Genomic DNA, 12,773 nt, shown 5'->3' with positions numbered 1-12,773 from the left:
CATAAAAATAGACCGTGGGTCATTCTTTTTCTGCAAGATAAGGATCAGCATAGCCCAATTCAGCTAAAATTTCCGTTTCTAGGCTCTCCATTTCTTCTGCTTCATCGTCTTCGATATGATCATAACCAAGCAGATGCAGACAGCCATGTACAACCATGTGCGCCCAATGCTCCTCAGCACTTTTTTGCTGTTCGATGGCTTCCTGTTCAACCACTTGACGACAAATAATCAGATCGCCAAGTAGAGGTAATTCTACCTCTGGTGGCGCTTCAAAAGGAAAAGATAACACATTTGTTGGTTTATCTTTCCCCCGATAAGTCAGGTTTAAATGGTGACTTTCTTCTTCATCAACGATGCGGATTGTCACTTCACTTTGTGGTTGAAACTTAGGGAGTACGGCTTCTAACCAACGTTGAAACAGTGCTTCATCAGGTAGCCCTGTTGTTTCTTCGCAAGCGAGCTGTAAATCAAGAATGACTTCACTCATTTAATTATTTCCTGCTTTTCTAACGCTTTTTGCTGTTCTTTTTCTTCTCTAATTTGTTGACGGCGTTTGTTGTCTTGTTCTTCCCATTTTTCATAGGCAATAACAACTTTTGCGACAACAGGGTGACGAACAACGTCTTCGCTGTGGAAGAAATTAAAGCTAAGTTCATCAACATCAGAAAGCACTTCAATGGCATGACGTAAGCCTGATTTATTACCGCGAGGCAAGTCGACCTGAGTAATATCCCCCGTGATGACGGCTTTTGAATTAAAACCGATACGGGTCAGGAACATTTTCATCTGCTCAATGGTGGTGTTCTGGCTTTCATCTAAAATAATGAAAGCATCATTGAGGGTGCGACCGCGCATATAAGCCAGTGGTGCTACCTCAATAACATTACGTTCAATCAATTTTTCAACTTTTTCGAACCCTAGCATTTCAAATAATGCGTCATACAGTGGGCGCAAATAAGGATCTACTTTTTGACTGAGGTCACCGGGTAAAAAGCCAAGTTTTTCCCCCGCTTCAACAGCAGGGCGAGTCAGCAAAATACGCCGTACTTCTTGGCGCTCTAAAGCATCTACGGCGGCTGCAACGGCAAGGTATGTTTTACCTGTACCCGCAGGGCCAATGCCAAACGTAATATCGTGATCTAAAATATTCGCTATATATTGCGCTTGGTTTGGTGTGCGAGGCTTGATAACACCACGTTTGGTCTTGATATTAACGGCTTTACCATAATCTGGAATACTATCGGCAGCCTGCTCTAATACGCGGCTTTCAGAGATAGCAAGGTGGATTTGCTCAGGGTCAATATCGGGGATCACACCGCGTATTGGAGCGGTATCAACATACAATTGGCGTAAGATTTTACTGGCCGCTTGGATATTGAGTGGTTTGCCTGATAGCTTGAAACGGTTATCACGACGATTAATTTCAATCGCAAGTCTACGCTCAAGTTGCTTGATATTATCATCAAATGGCCCGCAAAGGCTCATTAAGCGTTGGTTATCTGCGGGCTCTAGAAAGATTTCTTGTGTTGCGATTTGCAACGGTTTTTTATCGGTCACTGAGTATCCTATCGTTAGGGTTGGTAACTACCAACACCAAGCTCATCTTCTTTACGAGTACGTGCGATGACAGAAGCGGGTGATTCGTGAACGCGCAAGCCCATTTGGTCTTCTGTGCGAATCACTTTACCGCGTAGTGAATTGGCATAAACGTCAACGATCTCTACATCAACAAACTTGCCAATCATATCAGGTGAACCTTCAAAGTTCACAACACGGTTGCTCTCTGTACGACCTGAAAGCTCCATAACGTTTTTACGTGAAGGGCCTTCGACTAAAATACGTTGTACCGTACCTAACATAGCACGGCTGTAGCTCATTGCTTGTTGGTTTATGCGCTGTTGAAGGAGATAGAGACGCTGTTTCTTCTCATCTTCGCTCACGTCATCGGGTAGATCAGCGGCTGGTGTACCTGGGCGTGGTGAGTAGATAAAGCTAAAGCTCATATCGAAGTTCACATCAGCGATCAGTTTCATGGTTTTTTCAAAATCATCATTGGTTTCACCAGGGAAGCCAACAATAAAGTCAGAGCTAATGAGAATATCCGGACGTGCTTTACGTAATTTACGGATGATAGCCTTGTATTCAAGTGCGGTGTGTGCGCGTTTCATTAATGTCAAAATACGATCTGAACCGCTTTGCACTGGCAAATGTAGGAAGCTAACTAGCTCAGGCGTATCTTCATAGACTTCAATGATGTCATCAGTAAATTCAATTGGATGGCTAGTCGTGAAACGAATTCTGTCGATACCGTCAATCGCGGCAACCAAACGAATTAATTCAGCAAAAGTACAGATTTCACCATCAAATGTTGCGCCACGATAAGCGTTAACGTTTTGACCCAATAGGTTTACTTCACGTACACCCTGCGCCGCTAATTGAGCAATTTCAAACAGGATATCATCACAAGGACGGCTAACTTCTTCACCGCGTGTATAAGGAACAACGCAGAATGTGCAATATTTATTGCAGCCTTCCATGATGGAGACAAAAGCGGTAGGGCCTTCCGCGCGTGGTTCTGGCAGACGGTCAAATTTCTCAATTTCAGGGAAACTGATATCGATAACAGGGCTACGGCTTCCTTTAACCTGATTAATCATTTCAGGGAGGCGGTGTAGCGTTTGTGGACCGAAAACAATATCGACGCTTGGTGCGCGCTGGCGGATAAAATCACCTTCTTGAGACGCAACACAGCCGCCGACACCAATAATGATATCAGGGTTGCTATCTTTGAACGATTTCCAGCGACCAAGCTGATGGAAAACTTTTTCCTGTGCTTTTTCACGGATTGAACACGTGTTCAGCAGCAGTAAATCTGCTTCTTCTGGAATCTCAGTGATCTGATAACCATGGGTGCTTTCTAATAATGAAGCCATTTTTGATGAGTCATACTCATTCATTTGGCAGCCCCATGTTTTAATATATAACTTTTTATTCGTCGACATGTCTATATCCGGTGTTTTCGAAGTGGCTTAGTATAATGGACTCCGAAACGCGTTGTATACCCGTTATACTTTGAGCATAGAGCCTTTATGCGTAGTTGCTCGAAATATAATGGATATAAATCCAAAGTCCTGTCCCGTTTTGGGAAGGCGCACGCATTTTTGATCATAAACATCACTCTATGATATGAAAAATGCCAAAATAGCCTGAGTTAGTACCCAAAGGCTATGTAATACGCGGTCTCAAAGACAGGTTATCGCCTATTTTTTTCAAGATTAACCTGTATTGTATTCATTTGCAGCATCAGTGACCAGAGTCTCTGAAAGAGATATTCCCTGTCAGCGTAACAATTTTTCGGTACACTACGTAAATCAAATAGTTAATAGTAGCTAATGTAATGAATAAATTAACAGAATATTATGATGTTGTCGTCGTTGGTGCGGGTATGACTGGTGCCGCCGCGGCTCTTGGGTTTGCTCAAGAAGGGATGCGTGTTGCATTACTGGAAAAAGCAGAGCCAACCGCTTTTGACGTCAATAGTGCTCCTGATGTCCGTATTTCTGCCATTAGCCGTTCCTCTGTCGATTTACTTAAACAGTTAGGTGCTTGGCAACATGTTGAAGCAATGCGCAGTGCGCCTTATCGACAACTTGAAACATGGGAAGAAGAAGGGAGCAACGTTGTTTTTGACGCCCATGATTTAGGGTTGCCTGAACTTGGTTTTATGGTAGAAAACCGAATATTGCAGCTGGCTCTGTGGCAGGAGTGTGAAAAATACGCCAATCTTGAACGTATTTGCCCCGCTCAATTACTGTATCTTTATCAACCTAAAGGCCAAAAAGAGTGGGTAGTCTCTCTGGATGATGGGCGTGAGCTACAAGCGAAATTAGTCATCGGTGCGGATGGCGCAAACTCCCAAGTACGTAAATTAGCAGGAATTGGCAGCCGTGGTTGGCAGTATCGCCAGTCTTGCATGTTGATCACCGTCCAAACAGCAGGGGCGCAGCAAGATAAGACATGGCAGCAATTTTTCCCGTCAGGCCCTCGGGCATTTTTACCGCTTTATGATCATTGGGCCTCGCTGGTGTGGTATGACAGCCCAGCCAAAATCCGCCGATTACAATCAATGTCGATGGAGCAACTGACTGGGGCGATTACGGAAGCTTTTCCTGAGCGTTTAGGGAAAGTCACCGCATATGCTTCCGGCGCATTTCCGTTGACACGCCACCATGCGAATCGTTATGTGATTGAGGGGCTTGCGTTGGTTGGCGACGCCGCACATACCATAAACCCACTGGCAGGACAGGGGGTTAACCTAGGCTATCGAGATGTTGATGTTTTGCTGAAAGTGGTTACACAGGCAAAAGAGTACCTTGAACCTTGGTCTTCCGTAGAGGTATTAAAACGCTATCAACGTCGACGCTTGCCAGATAACTTAGTCATGCAAGCGGGGATGGATGCATTTTATATGGCATTTAGTGAAACGCTACCCGGCTTGAAAATGTTAAGAAACCTTGGTCTTATGGCTGCTCAACGTGCCGGTGAAGCGAAGAAAATCGCATTAAAATACGCATTAGGATTATAAATTTCATCCTAAATAACCTAAGTTGCGGATAGAAATTGCATTAATGCCCAAGTTGCGATTAGAAAGTTTGACGAGAACCTCAATAATCGCAACTTGGGCAATGATTAATGTTGAAAAAATACACACCGACTCAAAGTCGTATGGATGATTACAGCGCAGATGATATGCGCTGTAATGACTTGAGCAGTAACCAACTTATTTGCAGTTAACAAATACGCTGTTTATTTTTTGCTAATATCCACCGGTTTTGGTTGGTCAGCTACAACATCAAAATTTTCTTCAGTAATAATTGAATCAATGCTTTCGCCTTTTGCGGCAAACGCATTGGCTAATTTTTCAGTATCTAACTCTTTTTCCCAACGGGCAACGACGATACAAGCACAAGCATTACCCACTAAGTTAGTTAGTGCACGACACTCAGACATGAAACGGTCGATACCTAGAATCAAAGCCATGCCTGCAACAGGAATGCTTGGCACCACCATTAGAGTCGCTGCCAAGGTAATAAAGCCAGCGCCTGTCACACCTGCTGCGCCTTTAGAACTGATCATTGCAACCAGTAACAGTGAGATTTGTTCCCAAATAGTCAGATCAATATTTGTCGCTTGAGCAATAAACAGTGCGGCCATGGTCATGTAGATGTTGGTTCCATCAAGGTTAAATGAGTAACCTGTTGGGATAACCAAGCCAACTACGGATTTTTCACATCCTGCATGTTCCATTTTTCTCATTAAGCTAGGCAATGCGGCTTCAGACGATGAGGTACCTAATACTAGCCATAGTTCATCTTTAATGTATTTGATCAGTTGAATGATCGAAAAGCCATTATATTTAGCGACAGCACCAAGCACTATCAAAACGAACAGTAATGATGTGATATAGAAGGTCATAATCAGCATCATTAAGTTGCCGATTGAAGAAATACCGTACTTACCTATAGTAAATGCCATGGCTCCGAATGCACCAATAGGAGCAAGTTTCATCAGCATGGCAACCATCTTAAAGACAGGCTCTGAGAAGTTTTGCAGTAATTTAACGATAGGCTCGCCATGCTTACCCGTTGCAGCAAGAGCCAGACCAAAAATGACGGCAATAAACAGTACTTGCAGAATATTACCGTTAACGAGCGGGCTAATAACGGTATCAGGAATGATATTCATTAAAAAGCCAACAATAGAGGATTCATGGGCTTTTTCTACATATCCTGCCACTTTACTGCTATCGAGTGTTGCTGGGTCAATGTTAAGCCCCGCACCGGGACGAATGATATTCGCGACAATTAGGCCGATAATCAGTGCGATAGTCGAGAAAGTGATGAAATAAAGCATCGCTTTCCCTGCAACGCTACCAACCGCCTTCATATTGCTCATACCGGCTATACCAGTAACAACGGTTAAGAAAATAACAGGTGCGATGATCATCTTAACAATTTTAATGAAAGCATCACCGAGTGGTTTTAAGGATTCTCCAATATCAGGGAAAAAGTGACCAAGTGCGATACCAAATAAAATGGCAACAATAACTTGGACATAAAGGATCTTATAGAGTGGTTGTTTTATAATGTTTTGCATAAATCTTCTCTGTAAAATATTGCATCACTGCAAATTATAATTATTAGGATTTGAGAACGTTTTTATTTTGGGAATGATAGGTTGGATGAAATTTGAGTCATGGCAGAAGGCAGAGTGCTCCTGACGCCATTAACCGAGTCTAACCAAAATTCACGCGGAGATTATCACTATTATTAGTTACGATAAAATGATTAAAGTCACATATTCGATAATGAAGTTATCTAAAGGTAAATAAAATTAACTAAGTGTTACTTTTCGAAGCTAAATGATAAGTGTAGATAACTATTCGAAAGTCAAAAATAGAGAAGTAAGATGAGATGATACAAAGAGGTCAAACAGGGAATAGCAAGCGTCCAGAGCAGGCGTAGCCTAATCTTGAGATACTTTTCTGTACTGATAAGCGGAAAAGAGAAAAGATATCCATTTAGGCCATTCGGCTCGTTATTCTTTGTAGTTATTAGTTATAACAAAAAGTTCAATTCACTGAATAAAGCCATCGTCTATAAGGTCATCATAAACATAGCTTATCCAGTGAATTGAATACGTGATTATAGCAGCTCAACAATACCTTTTTGACCGTCGACTTTAACACGCTGACCATTTTTAAGCGTATTCATCACACGACGGATACCCATAACCGCCGGTAATCCTAATTCGCGAGCGGTTACTGCGCCGTGAGAAAGCGGGCCACCACTTTCGGTGATAACGCCACTTGCTCGATAAAAAAGTGCTGTCCATGCAGGATTAGTGGTACGAGCAACCAAAATCGCGCCTTGAGGGAATTGGGCAAAATCTTCAGGCCCATGAACTAAAAAGACTTCACCTTCAACGGTGCCAGCGCTGCCAGCTAACCCTTTTAGGGATGACCCATCGTCTTCGGTTTCTTCTGATATTTCGCCATAAACCCATTGTGGTGTTGTACTTCTAGCCTGTTCATAGCCTGCTTTGTTGCTGCTTATATGTTGGCGTAATTCGCTAAATGCTTGAGTAGTTTCAGCGTTAATAGCGTCTGCTAACTGCTGTTCTTTCGCAAAATAGATATCCGAGGCTTGATCAATGACACCGCGGATCACCAAGCGCTCACCTAGGGCATGTAAGCCCCGGCGCATAGGTAAAGCCAGGCGAGTGGTTTGGTAATGCTCTAAATCATCTAATGCAGTGTATACCCGTGCCAACCTAATTAACTCTTGCATAAAATAACGCAACTCTTCTGGCGTTTGCGAAATGATCTCAAATTCGGTTTTTGACTGAGCAATTTTTTTACTTAACGCATCGCTGGTTTGTCCATCATTTTCTAAATCCGCCATTGCGCTTATTTGTGTAAGAACAATATGAGGGGCATCTAGCCATGTAGGGTGGTAGGCATCAAAGTCCATTTCACGATGACCATGGTTAGTTAAAAATGCGGTAAATTCAGTGAAAAAGTCGGGATGCGCTTGCTTCAATGTATCCATAATTGAACCTGCATCGATAGCTTTTAATAGCGCAAATAATTTCGCATCATGGCGAACAAGGCGTGATAAGCTCCATAATTCGTTATTCACTTGCCCTGTTTTGGTCTCTGACATTGCAATTAGACTATCAAGTGTCTTATGAGCTAACTGTTCATCCCCTTGATAAAGCATTTTCAGTAAGGCGATTAAGGCTGCGTATAATGAGCGTTGAGTAAGTGAAATCGCAATGTTCGGTAAAAAGTAATCAGAGCCTAATTTATTGATCCTTTGTATGTAATCCCACAGTTCACTCAATTTTTTCTCTTGGAGAGGCTCTTGGTTAAGGGCGCCAATTCCAATCAAATATCGGTCGAGGTCTCGCATCCAAGTAATAGGTAGCTCTTGTACCCATGCAAATTTGCGGGCAATTTCAGGCAATGAAGATAAGAGAGTGGGTAAATCATTCATCATTGATGTAGGAAGACGGTTATGGTAAAGCGCAACGGCGTTTTGGTTACCATAAATATAATAATCTTTCATCGTGAACCATTTACCATTAAAGGAAGGTAGCCCCATTAAATTTAAACTGTAGTTCAAAGAGGCATGGAAACCCGCTTCACACATATCCCATGTCAAAGGTGTGATTGGATTAGGGAAACGTTCTGCCGACTCGTCGCGTGTCCAAATTGGGGCAATTTGAGTCACATTACGTGATTGTAATAACCATAATTGTTGGTCATGAAATGCCCACTCAATATCTTGAGGGAACTGAAAATATTGCTCTGCACGAATGGCGAGCTCGGCGACTGCTTGGCACTGTTCAGAAGTTAGTGTTGTTTGATTTTTGGCAGGGCTCACTAAAGGGAGTATGTCCGTTCCCTTATCAGTCATAACAATTGCACGCTGCTTCTCGGCGATTTCTTGGTGAACGATTTGCAAGGAATCGCGATCAACTTGGTATTCATCAATAGGCTCTTCACCACCAACAACGGTTTCTCCTAATCCAAAGGCAGCGTTAATCAGTACAGATGATAAATTACCCCGTACAGGATCAATTGAGAAGGCAACCCCGGCGGCTTCATTTTCACGTACGTCTACCATACGCTGTAATACAACCGCCATCGCGGCATGTTGATGGGGTAACTGTAAATGTTGTCGATAAAGCATGACATGGGTATGCCAAAGGGAAGCATAGCATTGGCGGATCGCATCATGAAGCGACGGGAGATCGCGTACGCCTAAAATAGTATCGTGTTGGCCTGCAAATGCGGCTCCTGGCATATCCTCTAGTGTCCCTGAAGAGCGCACAGCCAGAGGAACATGAGTTAATTGACTATCATGTAAGCGGGTTGATAACAGGGTGGTCAGGCTATCAGGCAATGGCGCCGAGAGTATGAGTTGTCGGATAGATTCGCTGGCATTTTGTTCATTGTCAGGGTGTTGAGCAAGGAGTGAACTAATTTGTCCAAATAAAGGGGAAATGAATTGCTTGTAGGCTTCGCAAGAGAGGATTAAGCCGTCAGGAACAGGGAGGGCTTGGATTGTTTTTGCCAAACTAGCCCCTTTACCACCACTGATAGCAATATCTGCCGCTTGAGTATCATTTAGACTATAGATGAGTTCCATTTTCCACCTTCTTTTTCTTAAATAGGAAATGCAGTACAAGTAATGCCAACAAAGCACCAACAATGACGTCGATACCGTAGTGGTAGTGAAGATAAACCGTTGCAACAATGAGACCTGCTGCTAAAGGGGTTAGGCACCATGCGATTTTTCGGTAGCCTGTTTTGAATAAAAAACCAACGATATACAGGGTGATCCCTGTGTGTAAGCTTGGGAAAACATCCATTCCAGTGATCCCTTTTTCCACCATACCCGTCAGAAAAAGGGTCATTGCACCATTGTGGACAGGGTAAGTAAATAATGTTGGGAAAGCACCGTATGGCCCGACAGCAGGCAAAATGAAATAGCCAATAAATCCAAAAAAATACATCAACATTAAGCCCAAAAAGTAATGCTCAGAGGTGTTTTTTTTGCGTTGTAAAAAGAAAAATAGAGCACTACCAATAACTAAAAAGTAAAAGCTGAAATAACAAAAAGCAATTAACTCACTGAACCATGGGGCTTGAAGAGCGATCATATGCTCTGGAAGGCTTTTATTAAGCCAAAGATAACTGTCTATGGTGTATAAGAGATGATCCGCGCTCCATGAATAAAAATGAATTCGAATGGCTTTAAACAGTGGGAAGATGGACCAGCAAGCGATAAGTTGTAATAAACCTACCCAATAGAAACGCGGGGATTGCCATTTGGGAAGTTTGCTACAGGCGACTAATAGGATCCAAAAGATGCCGCCAGTGAGTACCGATGGCCAAAGAGTCTCTGTCAGATCTGAGCCAAAAACCCCAATGCACCCTAAAAGCCAGATAATAAATAATTGAATGGCAAATAGCCGATTAAATAAATGTAGATAGTGTGTTTTTAGCATGGAGCAGAGCCTTTGTATTGAATAATTTTATAACCAATAAAGGCACTGATAAAACTCGGAATAAGTACCGTAGGCCAGATGAAGGTAAAACAAGCAAGTAAGGGTAACCAAACTAAACTGGCTAATCCTCCTCCTAATATTTTAAAAAAAGTGATGGTGTTACGTGCATCGGCATAAGTCGCTGCAAACCGAGAGGCCAGTAAAATAGGAATAAAGATAAACATTAAAAAGAAGCCAAGCCAACGCCAAGTTGTACTGTGAGTTGAGGGGCGAGCGTCGGGAAGTAATTGGGGTGTTGGGTTGTGTTGGTAACGTAAAAATGCCTCTGCATAGGAATCGCCTTGCATGAAAGCGTGGCTAGCATACTGTTCAGCGTGTTTAAAGGTTTCTTCATTAGGGCAATTAACGGAAACATCATCCAGAGATTGTGAGATTTGAGTATGGATGCGTTTTTCCCATTCGCGATCGGACTCTTCATTTTCTTGGGCAGTAATCTGGATTGGTTTGCCAACATAGATTTCGGCATGACTCGCAAAGCGGTCGGGCATGGCATAAAACAGCCCTAATGGCACGATATTAAATTCAATCTGTTGAGAGAGTAAAGTGCGAATGATCCGTGCTGCACCACGTTGATAAGGCAATGGTCTGTGGCCCCATTCACTACTTCCCTCTGGGAAGAGAAACAGTGAGCCTCCTGCTTTGAGATGCTCAACACCTGCATCAACCGGGTTTTCGAAGCTGCTTGCACTGATCCCTAAGCGTTCTTTATCTTTTTTGCGTACGACGGGAATACCCGTGAAATAAAGGCGCATGATAAAGCTATTGAGCAGTTGGATGGATGCGAGTGCTTGCCCCAGTGGAGAGACTTTTAGGGTTAAATAGCCATCAAAGGCACTGTTGCGATGACTACACAAAAAGAGAGTTGGTTTATTAGTTTGCTGTAGTGGCACATGACCGACAAGGGAACAATTTGGGTAGTATATGCGACGAATAGTTGATGAAACTATGCGGTAATAAAGGGGCAATGGCTTCCCTGCAAGAACTAAAGGTACTTCTTTATTTTGACCCATGAGACTTTTTTACCTTTGTGTATACCTGAAAAACACACATAAAATTCGAATAATCAATCTTGCCAGTGTCACATTAAATTGCGACATCATAAGTGTTTAGCTGTTTATCATTATGTATGTTTATCTACGGATAAAGTTATATATGAGCTCACTTAATACATATTTGAGATAAGTCCGAACGGAAAGCCATCTTAATCAGCACGCTTTTTGATTTAATGTCGCAATATCAAAAGCGAGCGTGCGTAAATTAGGAATATGTCCAACTAATCCTCGGTGAGTACGAGCTTGATTAATAAACACATAATTTTCACCTAATGGCGGTGTTTCTGTTTCACATAAAATGGGGTGCTCCCATCCTTTAAGTAAACCATCGATCGGAAGGTGGTCATCGCCTTTGGTGAGCGCCTGTTCAACTAAATTAGGGTAGTGCTTTTGTATCGCTTTTGCGTTCAAAAATAGTTGCCCTTGGTCATAGACGGCGCATTTGACTGTTTGATGGTTATCACTCAAAAACCAGGTTTGAGAAACTGACTGTTCGGCGGCATGGCGTACAGACACACATTGACTAAAGGCTTTTGCACTCATTAGGTTATTTGCTAGCTCTTCACGTAGGTGTTCCGTGGAGGCAGAGATATTGGCTGTGGGTGAGCGATAAGGGCCGAGAGAGAAGCTTTTCCAGCATTCTTCATCATAAATATCAAATTCTTCGACTAGATTACCTTTTTTATCTATGACTTGAGGAGAGCTAGGAAGCAGCTGGTAGGCACTAGGGCAACTGGCAATATCATCAGCAGAAAACCCATGAAAGAGTTTCCCTGCTGGGTAATACCCCGATTGAATCAAGGCTAAAGATTGAAATGTTCCAACCCAAGGAGGACCAAAAGCATACCATTTAGCAATACTGTCGCGATTTTTTTGTGTTGCCGATTGTTGTAGATAGTAGCGGATCGCACAGTTTGATGATGAATGAGCAATCAGTAATATTTTTTGCTGCTCCCCATAACGTTGTTTTACTTGATGGATTTTGGCGTCAAGTTGAGCGGCTAAATGGCGGTGATCTGCGCGCCAATCATATGCAAGGAAAAATAGGTCAATACCATCGCGATAGCCTAATGCTTTTTCTAAGAGCTGCTTTAACGGTGCGGTGATTAAATTCTCGATTAAACCAGGAATAACTGAGAAGCTGTGTAGTTGTTGGACACCAATATGAGCAGCGGAGTCCGTATATTGATAATGATTCTGTCGAATTAAGCTACGATAGTCTCCCCAAATTAAGGTTTTTTTTTGCCTATCGTATAACTGACTTCCTAAAATACCTGGTAGGTAAATAATGGGCAAATTCAGTGTATGGTTAATTAATCCAGCATGACGCAGTTGTTTTGCAATGGCTGCTATCTTAATCGCGTAATAAGCCCGATTTAACGGCATAATTCACATCTCTTATTGAAAACATGAAAATGAGAAAAGTGCTAATTAGAATGAGAGTAAAATAAAAGTTAATTGCACTTTTCCAGATTGTAATATTCGTTTTTCTCTTCTACTTGTTCGTTTACCTATGCGCGAAACTGGATTGGTATCACTAAGAAGTTGTAGAGCTGCTCGGGCATACCGTTCGAGCAATTTGAA

10 protein-coding genes are annotated in these 12,773 nt (G+C 42.5%); 2 read left to right on the top strand and 8 right to left on the bottom strand.

Annotated elements, in window-relative coordinates; genetic code table 11:
• Positions 1-19: 19 nt before the first annotated feature.
• The 3 genes from ybeY to miaB all read right to left on the bottom strand — a co-directional run bounded on the left by ybeY (position 20) and on the right by miaB (position 3,002).
• Positions 20-487 (bottom strand): rRNA maturation RNase YbeY, encoded by a 468-nt coding sequence (gene ybeY / locus PR709_RS06615; protein ID WP_004917654.1) that lies wholly within the window; start codon positions 485-487, stop codon positions 20-22.
• Entirely contained in the window at positions 484-1,485 is a 1,002-nt protein-coding gene (locus PR709_RS06610) for a PhoH family protein (protein ID WP_223854883.1), read from the bottom strand. The genes ybeY and PR709_RS06610 overlap by 4 nt, the downstream gene beginning before the upstream one ends.
• Positions 1,486-1,571: 86 nt before the next feature.
• A complete protein-coding gene (gene miaB / locus PR709_RS06605) occupies positions 1,572-3,002 on the bottom strand; it encodes a tRNA (N6-isopentenyl adenosine(37)-C2)-methylthiotransferase MiaB (RefSeq protein ID WP_004917657.1) in 1,431 nt (476 codons plus the stop codon).
• A 395-nt stretch (positions 3,003-3,397) separates the two neighbouring features.
• On the opposite strand from miaB, the gene ubiF reads away from it, so the two are divergent.
• Together ubiF and PR709_RS19560 are read left to right on the top strand one after the other, a co-directional pair.
• The gene (gene ubiF, locus PR709_RS06600) at positions 3,398-4,585 is read left to right on the top strand and encodes a 3-demethoxyubiquinol 3-hydroxylase (protein WP_004917659.1); all 1,188 of its coding nucleotides are present in this window, start codon (positions 3,398-3,400) and stop codon (positions 4,583-4,585) included.
• A 107-nt stretch (positions 4,586-4,692) separates the two neighbouring features.
• Complete coding sequence (locus tag PR709_RS19560) at positions 4,693-4,794, top strand: DUF3289 family protein (protein ID WP_071599641.1); 102 nt, start codon at positions 4,693-4,695, stop codon at positions 4,792-4,794.
• Positions 4,795-4,806: 12 nt separating this feature from the next.
• Here the strand turns inward: PR709_RS19560 and PR709_RS06595 are convergent, their stop codons facing one another.
• The 5 genes from PR709_RS06595 to PR709_RS06575 all read right to left on the bottom strand — a co-directional run bounded on the left by PR709_RS06595 (position 4,807) and on the right by PR709_RS06575 (position 12,575).
• On the bottom strand, positions 4,807-6,156 hold the full coding sequence (locus tag PR709_RS06595; protein WP_004917663.1) for a dicarboxylate/amino acid:cation symporter: 1,350 nt from the start codon (positions 6,154-6,156) through the stop codon (positions 4,807-4,809).
• A 548-nt stretch (positions 6,157-6,704) separates the two neighbouring features.
• On the bottom strand, positions 6,705-9,215 hold the full coding sequence (locus tag PR709_RS06590; protein WP_004917664.1) for a PEP/pyruvate-binding domain-containing protein: 2,511 nt from the start codon (positions 9,213-9,215) through the stop codon (positions 6,705-6,707).
• A complete protein-coding gene (locus PR709_RS06585; protein ID WP_040132906.1) occupies positions 9,199-10,077 on the bottom strand; it encodes a phosphatase PAP2 family protein in 879 nt (292 codons plus the stop codon). Before PR709_RS06585 ends, PR709_RS06590 begins: the two co-directional genes overlap by 17 nt.
• Positions 10,071-11,147 carry a lysophospholipid acyltransferase family protein gene (locus tag PR709_RS06580; RefSeq protein ID WP_272570832.1) on the bottom strand — a complete coding sequence of 359 codons (1,077 nt, stop codon included), beginning with the start codon at positions 11,145-11,147 and terminating at the stop codon, positions 10,071-10,073. The genes PR709_RS06585 and PR709_RS06580 overlap by 7 nt, the downstream gene beginning before the upstream one ends.
• Positions 11,148-11,342: 195 nt before the next feature.
• Positions 11,343-12,575: a lipase/acyltransferase domain-containing protein gene (locus tag PR709_RS06575; protein WP_072502904.1), complete on the bottom strand. Its 1,233-nt coding sequence runs from the start codon at positions 12,573-12,575 to the stop codon at positions 11,343-11,345.
• Between the last annotated feature and the right edge of the window lie 198 nt (positions 12,576-12,773).

Source organism: Providencia sp. PROV267 (assembly GCF_028477825.1).
In the GTDB taxonomy this organism is placed as follows: domain Bacteria; phylum Pseudomonadota; class Gammaproteobacteria; order Enterobacterales; family Enterobacteriaceae; genus Providencia; species Providencia stuartii.
Note: the sequence above shows the minus strand (reverse complement) of the source record. Positions and strands in the feature narration are given on the sequence as shown.